Annotated in this window: 18 protein-coding genes; 10 read left to right on the top strand and 8 right to left on the bottom strand. The window is 69.4% G+C overall.

Features of this window, described 5'->3' with window-relative positions:
• Nucleotides 1-12: 12 nt before the first annotated feature.
• Nucleotides 13-429, top strand: coding sequence for a VOC family protein (locus tag BWI15_RS22150; RefSeq protein ID WP_077016388.1), 417 nt, complete (start codon nucleotides 13-15; stop codon nucleotides 427-429).
• Between the two features lie 92 nt (nucleotides 430-521).
• Here BWI15_RS22150 and BWI15_RS22145 read toward each other — a convergent pair whose 3' ends face one another.
• Genes BWI15_RS22145 through BWI15_RS22135 form a run of 3 tightly spaced genes read right to left on the bottom strand, consistent with a single transcriptional unit; the run spans nucleotide 522 to nucleotide 2292 of the window.
• Nucleotides 522-887, bottom strand: coding sequence for a hypothetical protein (locus BWI15_RS22145; protein WP_077016387.1), 366 nt, complete (start codon nucleotides 885-887; stop codon nucleotides 522-524).
• A gap of 47 nt (nucleotides 888-934) precedes the next feature.
• A complete protein-coding gene (locus tag BWI15_RS22140) occupies nucleotides 935-1459 on the bottom strand; it encodes a hypothetical protein (protein ID WP_077016386.1) in 525 nt (174 codons plus the stop codon).
• Between the two features lie 41 nt (nucleotides 1460-1500).
• Nucleotides 1501-2292 (bottom strand): phytanoyl-CoA dioxygenase family protein, encoded by a 792-nt coding sequence (locus BWI15_RS22135; RefSeq protein ID WP_077016385.1) that lies wholly within the window; start codon nucleotides 2290-2292, stop codon nucleotides 1501-1503.
• Nucleotides 2293-2384: 92 nt separating this feature from the next.
• Between BWI15_RS22135 and BWI15_RS22130 the strand changes: the two genes are divergently transcribed.
• From BWI15_RS22130 to BWI15_RS22100, 7 genes are all read left to right on the top strand, one after another.
• A complete protein-coding gene (locus tag BWI15_RS22130) occupies nucleotides 2385-3233 on the top strand; it encodes a helix-turn-helix transcriptional regulator (RefSeq protein WP_077016384.1) in 849 nt (282 codons plus the stop codon).
• A gap of 60 nt (nucleotides 3234-3293) precedes the next feature.
• Nucleotides 3294-4007, top strand: a complete 714-nt coding sequence (locus tag BWI15_RS22125; protein WP_077016383.1) for an ABC transporter ATP-binding protein — start codon at nucleotides 3294-3296, stop codon at nucleotides 4005-4007.
• Entirely contained in the window at nucleotides 4004-4726 is a 723-nt protein-coding gene (locus BWI15_RS22120; protein WP_077016382.1) for an ABC transporter permease, read from the top strand. The genes BWI15_RS22125 and BWI15_RS22120 overlap by 4 nt, the downstream gene beginning before the upstream one ends.
• Nucleotides 4723-5955, top strand: a complete 1233-nt coding sequence (locus BWI15_RS22115; RefSeq protein ID WP_077016381.1) for a sensor histidine kinase — start codon at nucleotides 4723-4725, stop codon at nucleotides 5953-5955. The genes BWI15_RS22120 and BWI15_RS22115 overlap by 4 nt, the downstream gene beginning before the upstream one ends.
• Nucleotides 5952-6587 (top strand): response regulator, encoded by a 636-nt coding sequence (locus tag BWI15_RS22110; RefSeq protein ID WP_077016380.1) that lies wholly within the window; start codon nucleotides 5952-5954, stop codon nucleotides 6585-6587. The genes BWI15_RS22115 and BWI15_RS22110 overlap by 4 nt, the downstream gene beginning before the upstream one ends.
• A 148-nt stretch (nucleotides 6588-6735) precedes the next feature.
• Nucleotides 6736-8979: a discoidin domain-containing protein gene (locus BWI15_RS22105; RefSeq protein WP_077016379.1), complete on the top strand. Its 2244-nt coding sequence runs from the start codon at nucleotides 6736-6738 to the stop codon at nucleotides 8977-8979.
• A 61-nt stretch (nucleotides 8980-9040) separates the two neighbouring features.
• Nucleotides 9041-9865: an alpha/beta fold hydrolase gene (locus BWI15_RS22100; protein WP_077016378.1), complete on the top strand. Its 825-nt coding sequence runs from the start codon at nucleotides 9041-9043 to the stop codon at nucleotides 9863-9865.
• Here the strand turns inward: BWI15_RS22100 and hrpA are convergent.
• Nucleotides 9855-14102 carry an ATP-dependent RNA helicase HrpA gene (gene hrpA, locus BWI15_RS22095; RefSeq protein ID WP_237771407.1) on the bottom strand — a complete coding sequence of 1416 codons (4248 nt, stop codon included), beginning with the start codon at nucleotides 14100-14102 and terminating at the stop codon, nucleotides 9855-9857. The two genes, BWI15_RS22100 and hrpA, sit on opposite strands and share 11 nt — an antisense overlap.
• Before the next feature lie 110 nt (nucleotides 14103-14212).
• Here hrpA and BWI15_RS22090 point away from each other — a divergent pair, with 110 nt between their 5' ends.
• Complete coding sequence (locus tag BWI15_RS22090; protein WP_077016376.1) at nucleotides 14213-14617, top strand: VOC family protein; 405 nt, start codon at nucleotides 14213-14215, stop codon at nucleotides 14615-14617.
• Between the two features lies 1 nt (nucleotide 14618).
• Here the strand turns inward: BWI15_RS22090 and BWI15_RS22085 are convergent, their stop codons facing one another.
• The 3 genes from BWI15_RS22085 to BWI15_RS22075 form a co-directional block, all read right to left on the bottom strand.
• The gene (locus BWI15_RS22085) at nucleotides 14619-15023 is read right to left on the bottom strand and encodes a universal stress protein (RefSeq protein WP_077016375.1); all 405 of its coding nucleotides are present in this window, start codon (nucleotides 15021-15023) and stop codon (nucleotides 14619-14621) included.
• 127 nt (nucleotides 15024-15150) lie between these two features.
• Nucleotides 15151-16734 (bottom strand): tripartite tricarboxylate transporter permease, encoded by a 1584-nt coding sequence (locus BWI15_RS22080; RefSeq protein WP_143465770.1) that lies wholly within the window; start codon nucleotides 16732-16734, stop codon nucleotides 15151-15153.
• Nucleotides 16731-17267 (bottom strand): tripartite tricarboxylate transporter TctB family protein, encoded by a 537-nt coding sequence (locus BWI15_RS22075; protein WP_077016374.1) that lies wholly within the window; start codon nucleotides 17265-17267, stop codon nucleotides 16731-16733. Before BWI15_RS22075 ends, BWI15_RS22080 begins: the two co-directional genes overlap by 4 nt.
• A gap of 73 nt (nucleotides 17268-17340) precedes the next feature.
• Between BWI15_RS22075 and BWI15_RS22070 the strand changes: the two genes are divergently transcribed.
• Nucleotides 17341-18522 (top strand): RNA-guided endonuclease InsQ/TnpB family protein, encoded by a 1182-nt coding sequence (locus tag BWI15_RS22070; protein ID WP_237771406.1) that lies wholly within the window; start codon nucleotides 17341-17343, stop codon nucleotides 18520-18522.
• A 35-nt stretch (nucleotides 18523-18557) separates the two neighbouring features.
• On the opposite strand, the gene BWI15_RS22065 is transcribed toward BWI15_RS22070, so the two are convergent.
• On the bottom strand, nucleotides 18558-19616 hold the full coding sequence (locus BWI15_RS22065) for a Bug family tripartite tricarboxylate transporter substrate binding protein (RefSeq protein WP_237771405.1): 1059 nt from the start codon (nucleotides 19614-19616) through the stop codon (nucleotides 18558-18560).
• Nucleotides 19617-19685: the final 69 nt, after the last annotated feature.

The raw sequence follows: 19685 nt of genomic DNA, 5'->3' as shown, positions 1-19685 counted from the left end.
GCTGGAGGACAGATGACGCAGGTGGCAGAGCAGCCGGGCAGTACCGCCGGGCGGCTCGGCTCGGTGGTGCTGGACTGCCCGGACCCACTCGAGCTCGCCCGGTTCTACTCGACGCTGTTCGGTCTGGAGATCGACGAGCACGGTGACGACGACTGGCGCAGCCTGAGCGCGCCGGGGTCGACGCTGGGCTTCCCGACGCTTTCCTTCCGGCGCTCGGAGGACTACGTCCCCGCCACCTGGCCGGGAACCGAAGCGCAGGAACTCCACCTCGACCTGATCGTCGAGGACCTGTCCAGCGGGCACGCGGCCGTCGTCGCGCTCGGCGCCGAGCCGCTCGACCCGGTGGACGCCCCGCCCGCGGAGAACGAGCGCGGCTGGCGTGTCTACGCCGACCCGGCCGGGCACCCGTTCCGGATCTGCCTGGAGTAGCGCTGCTCCAGCGCGGCCGGCAGGGCCGCCCGGCCTTCGAACCGGCCGTGGTCCATGTGGACCACGGCCGGTTCGCCGTTTCGGTCCAGCGGCTAGACGTCCCGCGGTGGTGTCGCAACTCCCGCTGCGGTGAACGGCTCCACCAGCACCCGGAGATGCTCCTCTGCGATGCGCGTCCGCTTCAGCACCGCCCGCGCGGCGATCTGCGTCGTACCGATGGCGTCGGAGTGCAGCTGCTTGCGGAACGTGTCGAGCTCCTCCGCCCGCGGCAGGAGCGCGGACCGGACCGCGTGATCAATCGCGGAGTACTCCGGCGCCGACAGGATCTTGGTGGCCTTGCTCGCCTCCCGGCCGCCGTGCCGCCACCGCGCCAGCGCCTCGTCGACCACTCGGGCCAGCGTGTCCGGCGGCAACTGCGTGGCCGATCGGATGAACTGGGCCGTCACCGTTTCCAGCACGAACGTCTCCTCGATGTGAGCAGGGGGATGGGCGGGAACCGGCCGTCTCAGACCTCGACAGCTTCGTCGAGCAGGTCGTCCGACGCGCGCAGCACTCGTCGACGAAGGTCGCCGGCGTCGAGCTGCGCGTAGTAGGAGAAACGGGCGGCCTCGATGTCGCTCGCGAAGTAGCGCCGCCGTTCGCCGTCCGTCCCGGGCGAGATCAACTCGAATCCGCGGTCGAGGTCGCCGACCAGCTCGAACCCGGGCGCGATGCTGCCCGGCGTGCTGCTCGCCGGCCTGAGTGGACGGAGCCGGCTGAGCCCGCGACGCGCTCGAACCCCACTCGCGTACGTCATCGTCAGAAAGCGGTCGACATCGGCGGGATCGCCGGACGCCATCACCACGGCGCGGTGGGCGCCGCGCACGCTCTTGCGCGCCACCAGGCGTTGGCCGTCCATCGCCACTTCGACCGTGACCTCGCCGTCGTCGATCGTGAAGCTGCCGGGGGTCGTGCGGACGTACGCGACGCGGTCCGGCTCGAGCCAGGCCCGCAACGCGTCGGCGATCACGGTCAGGGTGTCGGTGGGCACGGCGCCATCATGCCAGCGGCGACCGCGGGTGAGGCAGCGGGTCAGATCCACTCCGAGCGACCGGCGAAGGGGTAGTGGCGACCCTCGACGTACCGCGGCCGGGGCTGGTAGCTGTTGACACCGGGGGAGCCTTGCAGGTGGAAGGCGCTCGGGTAGGGGACCTCGGGATCCGTGATCCGGGTCGAGGTCGGGATGTAGCGGATCGTCAGTCCGCACCGCCGGTCCGGCGAGGTGTTGGCGTTGCTGCCGTGCACGATGTTCGGGTGGTGCACCTCGACGTCGCCGGGGGCGAGCACGATGTCCACCGCCTGCGACTCGTCCACCTCGACCGCGATCTCCTTGCCGAGCACGCTTTCCACACTCGTGATGTCGCGCATCGCCGCCACGGGTGAGCGATGACTGCCGGGGATGACCCGCACGCACCCGTTGCGCGGCGTCGAGTGGTCGACCGCGAGCCACAGCGTCACCACGCTCATCGGGTCCAGTGGCCAGAACGCCGCGTCCTGGTGCCAGAGCACCGGCTGACCCGAGTACGGCGGCTTCGAGATGTAGTGCGACGCGAACAGCGCGAGGTCCGGCCCGACGAACAGCGCGGCGATCTCCAGCAGGCGGGGATCGCTGACCAGCCGGATCCAGAACGGGTCGTCGCGCAGGAACACGTGCCCGAGCTGCTCCGGCCGTACGTCGGGATGCCGGGCCTGCAGCCAGTCGACGTGGTCGTTCACTTCCTTGATCAGCTCGGGATCGAGCACGTTGCGGAACACCACGTACCCGTCCCGCTGGTACGCCGCGACAGCCTGCGCGCCGATGTCGTTGTCTGCCACGGAAGTCATCGGGTGCTCCTTCGGGTCGCCGTGCTCCGATCGTCCGTGGCCGGAGTGCCGAGCGCTAGCAGTGCACTGACGGGAACTTGTACTCTCTTGAGGTGAGCCAGGTCTTGCGATTCGAGTGGTCGGCGCTCGGCCGGCCGTACCACGCGGCGCGGGTGCGGTTCGCCGCGCGCGCCCGTGACTCCGAGCTGCACACGCACGCCGACTTCCACGAGTTGATGGGAGTCGTCTCCGGTCACGGCGAGCACCTGCTGTCGACCGGCACGCTCCCGTTGGACGCCGGCGACGTCGTGCTGGTTCGGCCGCGCGACCGGCACGCGATCCGCGGCGGCGCGCCGGACGGTCTGGAGTTCGTCAACGTCGCGTTCCCGAGTTCGGCCTGGCAGGGCTTTCTCAACCTGACCAGAACCAACCCGACCGGCAGCTGGGACGCCGCCCGCCAACCGGTGACGTTTCGCCCGCACGACCCGGCCGCCGCGATCGAGATCTTCGAGAACGCGCTCTCTCGTTTCCAGGCCGAGCCCGCCCAGTACGACCTGCTCCGGTTCTGGATCGACCTGCTCCCGCTCGTCTCACCCGAGGAACTGCCGGCCCGCGCCGGCAACACGGCGCCCGCCTGGCTGACCGAAGCCTGTACGGCGATGCGCGCCGAGGAGAACCTGCGGGGCGGCGTCCCGCGCCTGCTCGAACTCGCCGGCGTCAGTCCCGCCCATCTCTCGCGCTCCCTCCGCGCCGCCTACGGCACCACGCCCACCGACTACGTCACCGACCTCCGGCTCGAGCAGGCTGCATCGTTGCTAGCGGCAACCACCTCGCCGATCGCCGAGATCGCCCGCCGCTGCGGCTTCAGCAGTCAGTCGTACTTCACCCGCCGGTTCACCGCGGCCCACCAGGTCTCGCCGCGGACGTTCCGCCACCAGGCCCAGCGCGCCTTCGTCCCCTGACGCCGAGCAGTCCACCGATCGGTTGATGCCGGGCGGGCCGCCGGACGGGAGCCTCGAAGCATGACAGTGATCGAGGTCGAGAAGCTCAGGAAGAACTACCAGTCGAAGGTCGCGGTGGACGGGATCTCGCTCCGGGTGGAGCGCGGTCAGATCCTCGGTATCGCCGGCGCCAACGGAGCCGGCAAGACGACGCTCGTCGAGTGCATGTCCGGGCTGCGGTCCCGCGACGGTGGCGAGCTGCGAGTGCTCGGCATGGATCCGTGGACCCAACGCCGACAGCTCCAGCAACGGATCGGCGTCCAGCTGCAGGAGTCCGCGCTCCCCGACGCTCTGAAGGTGGGCGAAGCCTTCCGCCTGTACGCCGCCCTGTACGACGGCGGCGACTGGCGAACGGTGATGGCCGACTGGGATCTGGCGGACAAGCAGCGGGTCCGGTTCGCAAGCCTGTCGGGTGGATGGAAGCAGCGGTTGTTCGTCGCGCTCGCGCTGGTCGGTGATCCGGAGATCGTGTTCCTGGACGAGCTGACCACCGGGCTCGACCCGGTCGCCCGCCGGACCACCTGGACGATGCTCAAGGCGCTACGCGAACGCGGGCTCACCGTCGTACTGGTGACGCACTTCATGGACGAGGCCGAGGCGCTCTGCGACCAGGTCCTGGTGATCGCCGACGGCCGGGTCGTTGCCGGTGGGAGTCCCGCCGAGCTGGTGGCGCGGACCGCCACGGAGTCGCTGGAGAGCGCGTACTTGGTGCTCTCCGGAGAGGAGCTGTCGTGAAAGGCCTGCTGCAAGTCGTCGTCGTTGAGCTTCGGCTGATCGTGCGAGACCCGTCGTCGGCGTTCTTCGCGCTGGCGTTCCCGGCGGTGCTGCTCTGGGTGAAGATGCGCAGCTCGGACTCGCTGCCGGGCGGCGTACGCGACATCGACGCGAACGTGCCGATGTTGACCGTGTTCGTGATCGGCCTGGCCGCGCTGGTGGTCCTGCCGAGCACGATCGCGCAGTACCGGGAACGAGGGATCCTCAAGCGCCTGCGTGCCACCCCGGCCGCGCCCGGCTTGTTGCTCGGCGCGCAGTGGATCGCCCATCTCGTCCTGGCCGCTGCCGGTACGGCGGTGCTGGTGGCGATCGGCGTCCTCGCCTTCGATCTGGCCGCACCGGCGAACGTCGCCACGGTGCTGCTCGCCTGGCTGCTCGGCGCGACCAGTCTCGGCGGCGTCGGCCTGCTGATCGGGGCGCTGGTACCGAACAACCGCAGCGCGACCTTGCTCGGGCTCGGTCTGTTCTTCCCGATGGTGTTCGTGTCCGGCGCGATGATCCCGCGCGAGCTGACCTCGGGTGCGTTGCGCACGATCGGCGACTGGACCCCGATGGCGCCGGTGGTCGAGACGATCCGCGCCGCCTGGTCCGGACAGCCGCTGTCCGCCACTACCCTGATCGTCATGGCGGCCATGAGCGTGACGACGACCGCACTCGCGGCCCGGGTCTTCCGCGCATGAGCAAGCCGGCCGTCGCCCAGTTGCGAGCCGACGCCGGCGAAGTACCGGCGTGGGAGCGCGCTCTGCCGGTTCTGCCGTATCTGTTCCTGCTCCTGCCCGCGACCTTCGCGCTGCTCGGCGACTGGCGCCCGATGATCCTGGTCGTCAGCGTGCTTGCCCTGGCCTGGATGGCGTTGCTCTACCGCCCGGACCGCCTCCAGGCACGGCGACCACTGGCCGTCGTCTATCTGGTCGGCATGCTCGCGATCCTCGGCGTACTGGTTCATGCCGACTCGCTGTTCTCCGTCACCGGCGTCGGCCTGTTCCTGCAGATCTTCACGGTCCTCCCGGGCAAGCTCGCGTACGCCGGGGTCGCCGCGACCGCCGCCGTACTGGTGCTGGCTCGGCCGTCATCGGGCCAGAGCACCGGTGATCTGATCGCGTCGTTTCTCGTCGCGGTGCTGATCGCCTCCGCGACCGGACTGCTGTTCACCGAGATCGCCGACCAGTCCGAGCAGCGGCGGCAACTCATTGCCGACCTCCGCCGCACCAGCGCCGAACTCGCGGCCCTCGCCGAGCAGAACGCCGAGCTCCAGGCACGCCTGCTCACCAGCGCTCGCGAGGCGGGAGTGCTCGGCGAACGCCAGCGGCTGGCGCGGGAGATCCACGACACGATCGCGCAGGGGCTGACCGGCATCGTCACCCAGGCCGAAGCTGCCGAGGACGATCCCGCGACGGCCCGGACTCGCCTGTCGGCCATCGGCGGTCTCGCCCGCGAAAGCCTCGCCGAAGCCCGCCGATCGATCCACGCGCTGCGCCCAGGACCCTTGCAGGACAGCGATCTCACCGCCGCGCTGGAGAAGGTCGCCGCCGACTGGTCGGCTGCCGGGGGAGTGCCTGCCACGGTCACCGTGACGGGTGATCCGCTGGCACTGCATCCCGAGGTCGAGGCGACGCTGCTCCGCGTCGCCCAGGAGGCGCTGGCCAACGTCACCAAACACGCCGCCGCGACCCAGGTGGTCGTCACGCTCTCCTACCTGGACGATGTAGTTGCCCTTGACATCCATGACGACGGTCGCGGCTTCGTCCCTCGATCCGATGGGGGAGCCGGATCGTTCGGATTGGTGGTGATGCGGCAGCGGGTCGCGCGGTTGGCGGGGTCCCTGGTCGTCGAATCCGCACCTGGCCGCGGTACGGCGATCTCCGCGACCGTTGCGGTGATCCCGCCGGTCGCGGAGGTGCGGGAGTGATCCGGTTGCTGATCGTCGACGACCATCCGGTGGTTCGCGACGGGTTGCGCGGGATCTTCGAGGCTGACGCGGCGTTCGAGGTGGTCGGCGAGGCGGGGGACGGCTCGGAAGCGTTGGCGCTCGCGGGGCGGCTCGCGCCAGACGTCGTACTGCTCGACCTGCGCATGCCCGGACTCAGCGGCGCTGGCCTGATTCGCGCACTGCGCGCACATCAGCCGGACGTGCGCGTCCTCGTACTGACCACCTTCGACGACGACGCCGAGGTACTCGCGGCGATCGACGAGGGGGCGACCGGTTACCTGTTGAAGGACACTCCACGGACCGAGCTGCGGCGCGCGGTGAAGGCCACCGCCCGTGGAGAGAGCGTGCTCTCGCCGACCGTCGCCGGCGCGCTGACCCGCCGGACCGCGACGCCGGAGCACCAGAAACTGAGTCCCCGCGAGCTCGAGGTGCTGGCGCTGATCGCCCGCGGGACCACGAATCGCGAGGTCGCCGGCCGGCTGTTCATCACCGAGGCGACCGTGAAGACGCACCTGCTGCACATCTACGCCAAGCTCGAGGCGAAGGACCGGGCAGCGGCGGTCGCCATCGCGTACCAACGCGGCCTGCTCGGCGACGCACCAACCACCTGACCAGGCACCACCCCGCTTCCAGAACCGTAGTCGCCGAGTTCCGGAACCACGCTCGGGGAACGTTCCCTTGACAGCTGGTCGCGCGCCGGTCACTCTCTGAGAGAGCGCTCTCTCACCCGCCCTGTTCCTCGTCTGATTGGTCCCGCCCATGTCCTTCAGCACGCGCTCTCCGGTGCTCCTGCGCCGGTCTCTCGCGCTCGTGTCCACCGGTTTCCTGCTGGCCACCGCCCTCGTCGTCTCTGGTGAGGCCGACGCGGCGGTCGACCACCAGGCCGCCGTCTGCGGTACGGCGAACCTCGCCCAAGGCCGCCCGGCCACCGCGTCGTCCACCGAGAACGCCGGTGTCCCGGCCGCGGCCGCCGTCGACGGCAATCCGGGAACCCGCTGGGGGAGCGCGTTCTCCGATCCCCAGTGGCTGCAGATCGATCTCGGATCCAGCCGGCCGATCTGTCAGGTCGCCCTCAGTTGGGAGACGGCGTACGGCAAGGCCTTCCGGATCGAGGTGTCCGACAACGCCTCCAACTGGAGCCAGGTCTACGCGACGACCACCGGTACCGGCGGCAACCAGACCCTCGACGTCGCCGGCACCGGCCGCTACCTGCGGATCACCGGCACCCAGCGCGCGACCGGCTACGGCTACTCGCTCTGGGAGGTCGCGGTCCGCGGCACCGACACAGGCTCCGGGCCCGTGATCCCGCCGACCGATCCGCGCAACCCCGACTTCGGCCCGAACGTCTCGGTCTTCAGCCCGAGCACCCCGCAGGCCGAGATGCAGAACAAGCTCAACCAGATTGCCGCCGAGATGCACACCAACCAGTTCGGCACCCAGCGGTACGCCGCGCTCTGGAAGCCCGGCACCTACACCGCCGACGTCAACCTCGGCTTCTACACCCAGGTCGCCGGCCTCGGCCTGTCCCCGGACGACGTCAACCTCAACGGCCACGTCCGGGTCGAGGCCGACTGGCTGCAGCAGGGTGACAACCCGAACAACTTGGGCAACGCCACCCAGAACTTCTGGCGCTCGGCCGAGAACCTGGCCGTCACCACACCACCTGGCCAGATCGAGCGCTGGGCCGTCTCGCAGGCGGCGCCGTACCGGCGGATGCATCTCAAGGGCGCGCCGGAGATCCAGCTCTGGAACGGCGGTGACGGCTGGGCCAGCGGCGGCCTGTTCGCCGACACCAAGATCGACGGCCGCGTGGTCTCCGGCTCGCAGCAGCAGTGGCTGTCGCGCAACTCCGAGTTCGGCAACGGCTGGGCCGGCTCGGTCTGGAACATGGTCTTCGTCGGCGTCAACGGCGCCCCGCCGCAGAACTTCCCGAACCCGTCCCACACGGTGGTCGGCCAGACCCCGCAGATCCGGGAGAAGCCGTTCCTCTACTTCGGGGCCGACGGCAACTACAAGGTGTTCGTCCCGGCGCTGCGCAACAACACGAGCGGCACCAGCTGGTCGAACGGCCCGGCCGCCGGTACGTCGATCAGCCTGGCCGACTTCTACGTGGTCAAGCCCGGCGCCCCGGTCGCCACGATCAACGCCGCGCTCGACCAGGGCAAGCACCTGCTCTTCACCCCGGGCATCTACCACCTCAACGACGCCATCCGGGTGACCCGGCCCAACACCGTCGTGCTCGGCCTCGGGCTGGCCACGCTGATTCCCGACACCGGCCAGGCGGCGATCACCGTCGCGGACGTCGACGGCGTGAAACTGGCCGGCTTCCTGGTCGACGCCGGCCCGGTCAACTCGCCGGTCCTGATCGAGGTCGGCCCGGCCGGCTCGAACGCCAACCACGCCGCCAACCCGACCTCCCTGCACGACGTCTACGCCCGGATCGGCGGCGCGCACGCCGGCAAGGCCACCGTCAGCGTCCGGGTGAACAGTCACAACGTGATCGGCGACCACCTCTGGCTGTGGCGCGGCGACCACGGCGAGGGCATCGGCTGGGACGTCAACACCGCCGCCAACGGACTCGTCGTCAACGGCAACAACGTGACGATGTACGGCTTGTTCGTCGAGCACTACCAGCAGTACGAGGTGCTCTGGAACGGCAACAACGGCCGCACGTACTTCTTCCAGAACGAGTTCCCGTACGACGTTCCGAACCAGGCCGGCTGGTCCAGCGGCCCCGGCACCCAGGGCTGGGCGGCGTACAAGGTCGCGAACGGCGTCACCAACCACGAGGCGTGGGGCGTCGGCAGCTACTCGTTCTTCAACACCAACCCGTCGATCGTGGTGTCGCGCTCCTTCGAGGTCCCCGACACCCCGGGCGTCCGGTTCCACGGCCTGGTCTCGGTCTCGCTCGGCGGCGTCGGCACGATCAGCAACGTCATCAACAACACCGGCGGCACCGCCAACGCCGCCACCCAGCAGCGCTACGTCACCAACTATCCGTAACCGGAGTCAGTGGGCCCCCGGTACCCAATACTGGGGGCCCACCGACCAGGGGAGAGACGCTGTGACCGAGAAGACCACCGGCTACGCCCACGTCAACGGGCTCGAGATGTACTACGAGATCCACGGCGAGGGTGGTACGCCGTTGCTCCTGCTGCACGGTGGGTTGTTCAACATCGACCTGCAGTTCGGCGAGTTGCTGCCGCACCTCGCGGCGACCCGCCAGGTGATCGCCACCGACTTCCAGGCCCACGGCCGGACCAACGACATCGACCGGCTGCTGACCTGCCCGGACCTCGCCTCGGACGTCGTCGGCCTGCTCGAGCACCTCGGCGTACCGCAGGTGGACGTGTTCGGTTTCAGCGTCGGTGGCGCGGTCGCGCAGCACCTGGTGATCGACCATCCCGAGCTGATCCGCAAGGCGATCATCTCGTCGGCGACGTTCCAGCACGCCGGCGACCGGCCGGAGAACTCCGCGGTCGGCGAGATGAAGGTCGAGATGATCGCCGGGACGCCGATGGAGGCCGACTACCTGGCCAAGTCGCCGCACCCCGACCTGGAGCACCTGCAGACCCTGCTCGACAAGCTCGGCACCTTCAACCAGGGGGTTCCGGAGTGGACCGACGAGCAGATCCGCGGCATCACCGTCCCGACGCTGATCACCGTCGGCGACAACGACAACTACAAGCTGGAGCACGCGGTCAAGGTCTACCAGCTGCTCGGCGGCGACGTGAACGCCGACTTCGTCGGCCTGCCACCCCACCAGCTCGCCGTCGTGCCCGGCAGCACGCACTTCTTCGGCCTGGCCCGCACCGACCTGTTCCGCGAACTGGTGCTCGGCTTCCTGGACGCCCCGATGCCCGAGGCGTCCCAGCCGGTCACGCCGTAGCCAGCGCCTTGCGGATGCGTTTGTCCGACACCGGGTACGGCGTACCGATGGTCTGAGCGAACAGACTGATCCGGAGTTCCTCGAGCATCCAGCGGACCTCGAGGAGCTCCGGGCTCGGATACTTGCCGGCCGGTACGGCGCGCAGGCGGCTCTGGTACTCGTCGGTGAGCATCTGCACGATCGCCATCCCGGACCGGTCGCGCATCGCGTTCGCGGCGATCTTGTCCAGGCGCAGCTCGATCCCGCGCAGGTAGCGGATCAGATCGGGCAGCCGCTTCGCACCGGTCTCGGTGATGAATCCCCGGTGCACCAGCCCCTCGAGCTGACCGCGGACGTCGGACAGCGCGGCCAGCAGCGCCGGACTCGACGACCGCGAGATCTGCTTGTCGACCGTGCGGGCGTGCGCGAGCACCTGCTCGACCTGCTGCAAAATCGTCAGCACGGTGTCGGCGAGGTCCGAGCGGACCGCGTCGCGCAGGATCGAGAACGCGGTCAGGTTCCACGCCGGGCCTCCGGCGGCCGCCATCAACTGGTCGATCGCCGCCGAGATCGCGTCGTCCAGCAGGTCGCCGACACTGCGGTGCGGTCCGGCCAGCAGCGTCATCTTCTGCTGGTTGGTCAGGTTCTTCTGCACGACGTCGACCACCGACGGCATGGTCAGCAGGAGCAGCTTGCGCGTGCCGGCCCACATCGCGGCGGCTTGGTCGCGCTCGCTCTCCTGCAGCCGCACGGCGACCGTCTTGCCCTCGTCGACCAGGGCCGGGTAGCCGGCGACGGTCAGCCCGGCGCGATGCTCGGAGAAGCTGCGCGGCAGGTCACCGATCGTCCAGTCGGTCAGCCCGGTGCGCTCGAGCCCGTTGACCGCCTTGGACGCGACCTTGGAGATCGCGGCCGTCGTCTTCGGCTTCAGCCGCTCCTTCAACCGGGCCAGGTCCTTGCCCTCGGCCACCGTCTTGCCGTTGTCGTCGACGACCCGGAACGTCATCCGCAGGTGCTCCGGGACGCGGCTCCAGTCCCAGTCCGACGGCTCGATCACGACGTCGCGCAGGTTGCGCAGCTCGCGGGCCAGCGCGTCGGTCAGCGGACCGGACGACGGGTCGAGGTGGGGCAGCACCTGGCGGGCGTGGTCCGGGGCCGGCACGATGTTGCGCCGGATGGCCTTCGGCAACGACTTGATCAGCGTCGTCACCAGTTCCTCGCGGAAGCCGGGAACGCTCCACTCGAACCCGTCGGCGCTCACCTGGTTGAGCACCAGCAGCGGCAGGTGCACGGTCACACCGTCCGCGTCGGTGCCCGGCTCGAAGGCGTAGGTCAGGTCGAAGGTCATGCCGTTCTGCGACCAGGTGAGCGGGAACTCCTCCTCGCGCACCTCGGCGCCCTCGCGGACCACCAGCGACCGCTCGAAGTCCAGTAGATCGGGATCGCGCTGCCGGGCCTTCTTCCACCAGGTGTCGAAGTGCCGCCCGGTGACGACCTCGGGGCCGAGCCGCTCGTCGTAGAAGGCGAACAGCGTCTCGTCGTCGACCCGCAGGTCACGGCGCCGGGTCCGTTCCTCCAGCTCCTCGACCTCTTCGAGCAGCTTGCGGTTGGCATGGAAGAACTTGTGGTGGGTGTCCCAGTCGCCCTCGACCAGCGCGTTGCGGATGAACAGCTCGCGGGAGACCTCGGGGTCGACCGCGCCGTAGTTGATCTTGCGGCGGGCAACGATCGGTACGCCGTACAGGGTGACCTTCTCGTAGGCCATCACGGCGCCGGCCTTGCGTTCCCAGTGCGGCTCGGAGTAGCTGCGCTTGATCAGGTGCTGGGCGAGGTCCTCGGCCCACTCGGGCTCGATCTTCGCGTTCACCCGGGCCCAGAGTCGCGACGTCTCGACCAGCTCCGCGGCCATCACGAACTGCGGCGGCTTCTTGAACAGGCCGGAGCCGGGGAAAATCGCGAACTTGGTGCCGCGGGCACCCAAGTACTGGTGCTGGTTGGCCGGGTCCTTCATGCCCAGGTGGGACAGCAGGCCGGACATCAGCGAGATGTGCACGCTCTGCGGGTCGGCCGGTTCGCCGCTGTTCAGTGTGACGCCGATCTGGGTGGCGACCTGGCGCAGCTGCGCGAAGATGTCCTGCCACTCGCGGACGCGCAGGTAGTTGAGGTACTCGCTGCGGCACATCCGGCGGAACTGGTTGCCGGACAGCTCCTTCTGCTGTTTCTTGAGATAGCTCCAGAGGTTCAGGTAGCCGAGGAAGTCGCTGTTCGGATCGCGGAACCGGGCGTGCGCCTGGGTGGCCTGGGCCTCGGCGTCGGTCGGGCGCTCGCGCGGGTCCTGGATCGACAGCGCCGCGGCGATCACCATCACCTCGCGGACGCAGGCGTGCTTGTCCGCCTCGACGATCATCCGGGCCAGGCGCGGATCGAGCGGGATCTGCGCGAGCTGGCGGCCGACCGGGGTCAGGCGGCGGTGTCGCTCGCCGGCCTTCGCCGGCTCGATCGCGCCGAGCTCGGTGAGCAACTGCAGGCCGTCGGTGATGCTGCGCTTGTCCGGTTCGTCGATGAACGGGAACGCCGCGATGTCGCCGAGCCCGATCGAGGTCATCTGCAGGATCACCGAGGCGAGGTTGGTGCGCAGGATCTCGGGGTCGGTGAACTCCGGGCGGTTCTCGAAGTGCTCCTCGGAGTACAGCCGGATGCAGATGCCGTCGCTGGTCCGGCCGGAGCGGCCCTTGCGCTGGTTCGCGCTGGCCTGCGAGATCGGCTCGATCGGCAGGTGCTGGACCTTGGTGCGATGGCTGTAGCGCGAGATCCGCGCGGTGCCGGGGTCGATCACGTACTTGATGCCCGGCACGGTCAGCGAGGTCTCGGCGACGTTGGTCGCGAGCACGATCCGGCGGCTGCTGCCGTGCGGCTGGAAAACGCGGTGCTGCTCGGCGTTCGACAGGCGGGCGTAGAGGGGGAGCACCTCGACCGCGCCGGGCCGGCCGCGCTGCTGGGCGAACTTGTCGTTCAGCGCGTCGGCGGTGTCGCGGATCTCCCGCTCGCCGCTGAGGAAGACCAGGATGTCGCCCGGCGCCTCGACCGACAGTTCGTCGACGGCGTCCAGGATCGCCTGGGTCTGGTCCCGCTCCAGCGTGCTCGGGTCCTCGGGGTCGTTGACCGGGCGATAGCGGACCTCGACCGGGTACGTGCGGCCCGAGACCTCGACGATCGGCGCCGGTACGCCGTTCGCGTCGGCGAAGTGCTCGGCGAACCGCTCCGGGTCGATGGTCGCCGAGGTGATGATCACCTTGAGGTCGGGCCGGCGGGGCAGCAGTTGCCTGAGGTAGCCGAGAATGAAGTCGATGTTGAGGCTGCGCTCGTGCGCCTCGTCGATGATCAGCGTGTCGTACCGGCTCAGGTCGCGGTCGCGCTGCAGCTCGTTGAGCAGGATGCCGTCGGTCATCAGCTTGACCAGGGAGCGCTCGCTGACCTTGTCGGTGAAGCGCACGGCGTACCCGATGGTGTCGCCGAGCTCGGTCCCGAGCTCCTCGGCGATCCGCTCCGCGACGGTGCGGGCCGCGAGCCGCCGGGGCTGCGTGTGCCCGATCAGGCCCTGGACACCACGGCCGAGCTCCAGACAGATCTTCGGGATCTGCGTGGTCTTGCCCGACCCGGTCTCACCGGCGATCACGACGACCTGATGGTCCCGGATCGCCGCCGCGATGTCGTCCTTGAGCTGACTGACCGGCAGCTCTTCGGGATAAGTGATCTCCGGTACGGCGAGCCGGCGCAGCTCGACGCGGCGCTCGGCCTGCTCGATCGCGCCGAGCATTCCTTGCAAGGCCTGGGCCCGCTTGGCCGGTTCCCGCGTCGTCCGCACCCGCTCGAGACGCCGCCCGAGCTGCTCGCGGTCGTGAACCGTCAACTGCTCCAACCGAGGCAGCAACTCGGCCACACTCGGTCCGCCGTCGGCGTCCACTTCAGCCCCGCGGGCCCGGCGATCGGCGGAGGCCGTCCGCGCTTCGGCGGTCGCCTCGCCCGAGCCCGTGCCGTCGGTCCCGCGCTGGGCTGCGCCGGACCTCCGGTCGGCCGCACCGGCCTCCGCTCCGGCGGAGCCGGTTCCCGTGCGTGCTGCGCCGGGGGTGTCACCGGCTGGGCGACCGCGTTTGCCGCGACGGCGGGGCCGTCGGCGGTCGGGGGTCGCGTTCGCGGGGTCCTGGGCGGGACCGGTGGCTGGGGTGGGACGGGACGACTCGGTCCGGGCATCAGGCATGGCAACGATCAGTTTAGATGCCCCACTCCAATCGCTCACCCGGATTACCCCCTGGCAACCGATCAGGAATCGAGAAGCACCCCGCGGACCGCCGGACCTACGGTCGAGACATGAACCTCACAATCCACTGGACCTTCCTCCCGCACACCGACGCCGACGCCTCGTTGGCCTTCTACCGCGACGTTCTCGGCTTCGAGGTCCGAAACGACGTCGGCGCCAACCGGATGCGCTGGATCACCGTCGGCCCGCCCGACCAGCCCGGGACGTCGATCGTGCTGACCCCGCCGGAGGCTGCCGACCTCACCGACGACGAGCGCAAGGTGCTCGAACAGATGATCGCCAAGGGCGGCTACATGCTGGTGTTCGCCGCCGACGACCTCGACAAGACCTTCGAGCAGGTTCGCGCCGCCGGGGCGGACGTCGTTCAGGAGCTCGAGGACCACCCGTACGGCGTCCGCGACTGCGCCTTCCGTGACCCGGCCGGCAACATCGTCCGCATTCAGCAGCGCGACTGAGTCAGTCCCGGGGACTCGGAACCTTGACCGCGAGGACCGGGACCGGGGACTCCAGCAGGACTCGCTGGGCGGTGCTGCCGAGGATGAGTTTGCCGACCGGGCTGCGCCGGCGTAGGCCCAGCACGATCAGGGCGACGTCCTCGGCGGCGGCTGCCTTGAGCAGTTCCGCGGCGACGTCGCCGGCGCCGACGGCCTGCTGGATGGTGACCTCGACGCCGAGCGCGCGCAGCTTCGCCTCGGCGGCGGCGAGCTCGTCGGCGTTGGCGTAGCGGCTGTCGATGTAGGCGTCGCCGCGGCTGGTGTTCAGCAGCAGCACCCCCGCTCCGCGCAGCTCGGCTTCGGCGGCGGCCGCGGTCAGCGCGGCCTCTCCTTCGGGGGTGGGCACGTAGCCGACGAGGATCTTCACAACTCACACTCTCCCATCAGGTCGGACCTGCACCACCCACCAAGCGCTCGCGGATCCGGCGCGTCACGCTCAGCCGGGCCGCCGCGACCGCCGGAAACGGCGGTTGGTGGGTGGTGCACGTCCGGGGTCAGTCGTCCTCGCCGAAGGTGAGGCGGTCGCGGGTGGGCTGGGTGCCGCGGACCCGGGCGACCAGCCGCGGCAGGTACGGGACGAACAGCGCGAGCACGGTCAGCACGATGATGATCAGGCTGAGCGGCCGGGTGAAGAACACACTGCCGTCGCCGTTGGAGATCACCAGGGCGCGCCGGAACTGCTCCTCCATCGTCGGGCCGAGGATGACGCCGAGGATCACCGGCGCGATCGGGAAGTCGAGCTTGCGCATGAAGAAGCCGATCACACCGATCAGCAGCGCCATCAGCACCTCGTAGCCCGAGCCGGACAGCGAGTACACGCCGAGGCAGGCGAAGACCAGGATCCCGGCGTACAGCAGCGGCCGGGGGACCTTGAGCACCTGGACCCAGATCTGGATCAGCGGCAGGTTCATGATCAGCAGGATCAGGTTGCCGACGTACAGCGACGCGATCAGCGTCCAGACCAGCGTGCCCTGGTCCTCGAACAGCTGCGGCCCGGGCTGCACGTTGAAGATCTGGAACGCCGCCAGCATCACGGCCGCGGTCGCCGACGTCGGCAGGCCGAGCGTGAGCAGCGGCACCAGGACCCCGGAGAACGACGCGTTGTTGGCCGCCTCGGGCCCGGCCACGCCCTCGATCGCGCCGTCGCCGAACTCGTCCGGGTGCTGACGTCCGGCCCGCCGGGCGCGTTTGCGGGCCCGCCGCTTCTCGATCGTGTACGACAGGAACGTCGGTACCTCCGCGCCACCGGACGGGATCGCCCCGAACGGGAAGCCCAGCGCGGTCCCGCGCAACCACGGCGCCCACGACCGCGACCAGTCCGACTTGTTCAGGTAGCCGGTCCGCAGCCGCCCCTTCTCCAGTACGGCGGGCCGGTCGGGCGCGCTGCGCAACTTCGACGCGACGTGCAATGTCTCCCCGATCGCGAACAACCCGACGATCACGATCACCACGTCCACGCCGTCGAGCAGCCGCAACGTGCCGAACGTGTACCGCTGCGCGCCGGACAGGCTGTCCAAGCCGATCAGCCCGATGAACAAGCCGACCGTGAGCGACAGCAGCCCGCGGATCAGCGAGTGCCCGACCAGCGCGGTCACCGCGACCATCGCCAGCAGCGTGATCGCGAAGTAGTCGGTGGCCTGGAACTTGCTGGCCAGGCTGCCGATCGGTTCGGCGACGAAGGTCAGCAGCACGGTCGAGATCGTGCCGGCCACGAACGACCCGATCGCGGCGGTCGCCAGCGCGGCCCGGGCCCGGCCCTTGAGCGCCATCTTGTGGCCCTCGATCGCGGTCGCCACCGAGGCGGACTCGCCGGGGGTGTTGATCAGGATCGAGGTGGTCGACCCGCCGTACATCGCGCCGTAGTAGATGCCGGCGAACATGATGAACGCGCCGATCGGGTCGGAGAAGTTGAACGTGATCGGCAGCAGCAGCGCGATGGTCAGCGCCGGGCCGATGCCGGGCAGGATGCCGACCAGCATGCCCAGCGTCACGCCGAGCACGGCCCAGAGCAGGTTCATCGGGTCGAGCACGGTGCCGAACCCGTGCATCAGGTCACCGAAGACGGCAAGTGGGATCACAGGCCGAGCACCCCTTCCGGCAGCGAGATGTCGAGGAACTGGGTGAAGGCGATGTAGACGACGACCGACAGCACGACGGCGACGACGATGTCGCGCGCGACCTGCCGGCTGCCGAGCACCCGGGCCGCGGCGAAGAACAGCAGCGCGGTCGCGATCAGGTAGCCCAGCGGTACGACGAGGAACGCGTAGAGCACGAGCAGCGCCGAGATCGCCACCGGCTCGAACCAGCTCCGGTCGGCGATGCCGCCGCCGGTCTCGGTGGGCTCAGCGGGTCCGGCTTCCGGCGTACGGCGGGGAGCGCGCAGCCCTTCGACCAGGTAGCCGATCGACAGCAGCAGCCACGCGGACGTCACGAGCAGCGGAAAGAACCGCGGCCCTTGCGGGTCCAGCCCCTTCGGGCTGCGGATGTCGAACACGCCGACCAGGAAGGTGGCGCTCAGTACGATCAGGACAACGGCCGCGATGATGCGAACCAGCCGCGACGCCTCGACCTCGACGTCGGCGGTGCGCACCTGTTCGACTTGCTCACTCACGAGAGGTCCCTTCCTTCGACGACGAAAACTGTCGGTTCCGCCGGGTTGGGTGATCGATGTGACTCGGTTTCGGATGGATCCGACCCCCGCGCAGGAGGCTGCTTTGCTGGAGCAGTGCAGGCATGCCCGGTATGTGTGGAACCTGGCGCTCGAGCAGTGGTCGATGTGGAGCCGCGACAAAGGCGCAACGCCTGGGTATATCGAGCAAGCACGGCAGTTGACCGAGGCGCGGGCGGAGGTCGGTTGGCTGCGGGCCGGATCGCAAACGGTGCAGCAACAGGCCCTCCGAGATTTCGACCGGGCCGTCCGAAACTTCTACGCAGCCACCCATCGGCGGCCGACCTGGCGCAAGGCAGGCTTGCAGGAGGGGTTCCGAATCGTCGGCGGCCAGGCAACCCGGGTGGTGAAGATCAATCGGAAGTGGGCCAAGGTCAGTGTGCCCAAAGTCGGCTGGGTGCGGTTCCGGCTGTCCCGTGCCGTGCCGAGTGCGAAGTCCTACCGGATCACTCGCGATCGGGTGGGGCGCTGGCACCTCGCCTTCGCCGTCGTTCCCGAACCGATCTCCGCACCTGGTACGGGCGAAGTCGTCGGAGTCGACCGCGGAGTCACCGTGTCGGCAGCCTTGTCCACGGGAGAACTCTTGTCGTGTCCCGGTCTGTCGGTGAGCGAGCTGGCGCGGCTCAAGCAGCTGCAGCGCGGCCTTGCCCGCTGCCGACGTGGCTCGAATCGGCGCCGCCGCAAGAAGGTCGCGATAGCGAAGGTGCACGCCCGGGCCCGTGACCGACGCAAGGACTGGGTGGAGAAGACCAGCACCGGACTCGCTGGGCGCTTCGATGTCATCCGCGTGGAAGACCTGCGCGTCGCTCAGCTGACCAGACGCCCGACGCCGACTGCTGACCCTGACCGACCAGGCGCCTACCTCCCCAACGGCCGCCGCGCGAAGGCCGGGTTGAACCGAGGCATTCTCGCCAACGCCTGGGGAGTGCTCGTGCGACGCCTCGAGCACAAGGCTGCGGGCAGGGTCGAGAAGGTGAACCCGGCGTACACGTCCCAGACCTGCAGCGTCTGCGGGCACCGCACACCTGAAAACCGCGAGAGCCAAGCGGTGTTCCGGTGCGTGGCTTGTGGACATCGGGCGAATGCGGATGTGAATGCGGCCGTCAACATCGCGGCCGGACGGGCCGTCAGCGCACGCCGAGAGGTGCCCGGAAGGGCCTCGCCGAAGCGTGAACCTCAACTCGCTACCTCCACGTAGTCGTTGAAATCCCCGTCCACCGGACAGGGAGGACGTCAAACGATCCCCAGTTCTTGCAGCAGTCCCTCGACCCGGGTGGTCTCGTCGGCGATGAACTTCGTCGCCTCGTCGCCGGTCTTGAAGAAGTCGGTCCAGCCCTGCTTCTTGCGGATCTCGGCCCACTCGGGCGAGCTGTTGACCTTGGTCACGAACTCGATCAGTCGTTGCCGGTCGGCCTCCGGGATGTCCGGCGGCGCGACGATCGCCCGCCAGTTCAGCACCTCGGTGTTGTAGCCCTCCGACTTCAGCGTCGGCAACTGCTTGCCGGCCACCGTCATCGGCTCGGTTCCGGTGGTCGCCAGCACCCGCATCTTGCCGGCGGTGATCTGCTCCTCGAACTCGCTCAGTCCGGAGATCCCGACGGTGACGTCGCCGGACAGGATCGCGGCGGTCGCCTCGCCTCCGCCGGAGTAGCTGATGTACTTCACCTTCGACGGATCCGCGCCGGCGGTCTTCACCAGGACCCCCGCGGCGATGTGGTCGGTACCGCCGATCGTGCCGCCGCCCCAGCTGACCGACGCCGGATCGGCCTGGTACTTGGCGACCAGGTCCTTCAGCGACTTCAGCGGCGAGTCGGCCTTCACCACGAACACCTCCTGCTCGGCGGTGAGAGTGGCGATCGGGGTCGTGTCGGAGAGCGTGATCTTGGACTGGTTCAGGGTCAGCGCGCCGACCATGACCAGGCCGGTGATCATCAGTGTGTGCGGGTCCTTGCGGCTCTTGGTGACCAGCCGGGACACGCCGACCGCGCCGCCGGCACCGGTCACGTTGACCACCGAGGTGGAGCGGCCGGGTAGGAAGTCGTCCTCCTGGACGACGTGCTGGAACTGGCGGGCGGTCAGGTCCCAGCCGCCGCCGGGCGCGGCCGGCACCATGATCTCGAGGTTGCGGGACGGGAAGTCGCCGGCCACGCTGTCGCTCTCGAGGGCCGAGCAGCCCGACAGCACCAGGCTCACGGACAGCCCGGCGGCGACGAACGCGGAGCGCCGGGACGGACGCCTGGTTCGGCGACCGGCGGTGGTGCGTGGCACGAGCCGCGTCAGGAATCGCGACATCGGGTACCTCCTTCAGGGCACGCGGGGGCAGGGGTGGCCTGGATCACTGGCGACCGTAGCAGCATTCCA

Source organism: Kribbella sp. ALI-6-A (assembly GCF_001984195.1).
Lineage (GTDB): Bacteria > Actinomycetota > Actinomycetes > Propionibacteriales > Kribbellaceae > Kribbella.
This window is presented reverse-complemented; position numbering and strand designations above follow the sequence as displayed.

Coding starts and splice junctions, on each gene's coding strand:
- BWI15_RS22135 (WP_077016385.1), bottom strand. CDS start 2,292: ATGACTTCCGTGGCAGACAACGACATCGGCGCGCAGGCTGTCGCGGCG.
- BWI15_RS22065 (WP_237771405.1), bottom strand. CDS start 19,616: ATGTCGCGATTCCTGACGCGGCTCGTGCCACGCACCACCGCCGGTCGC.
- BWI15_RS22125 (WP_077016383.1), top strand. CDS start 3,294: ATGACAGTGATCGAGGTCGAGAAGCTCAGGAAGAACTACCAGTCGAAG.
- BWI15_RS22070 (WP_237771406.1), top strand. CDS start 17,341: ATGGATCCGACCCCCGCGCAGGAGGCTGCTTTGCTGGAGCAGTGCAGG.
- BWI15_RS22090 (WP_077016376.1), top strand. CDS start 14,213: ATGAACCTCACAATCCACTGGACCTTCCTCCCGCACACCGACGCCGAC.
- BWI15_RS22150 (WP_077016388.1), top strand. CDS start 13: ATGACGCAGGTGGCAGAGCAGCCGGGCAGTACCGCCGGGCGGCTCGGC.
- BWI15_RS22105 (WP_077016379.1), top strand. CDS start 6,736: ATGTCCTTCAGCACGCGCTCTCCGGTGCTCCTGCGCCGGTCTCTCGCG.
- hrpA (WP_237771407.1), bottom strand. CDS start 14,102: ATGCCTGATGCCCGGACCGAGTCGTCCCGTCCCACCCCAGCCACCGGT.
- BWI15_RS22115 (WP_077016381.1), top strand. CDS start 4,723: ATGAGCAAGCCGGCCGTCGCCCAGTTGCGAGCCGACGCCGGCGAAGTA.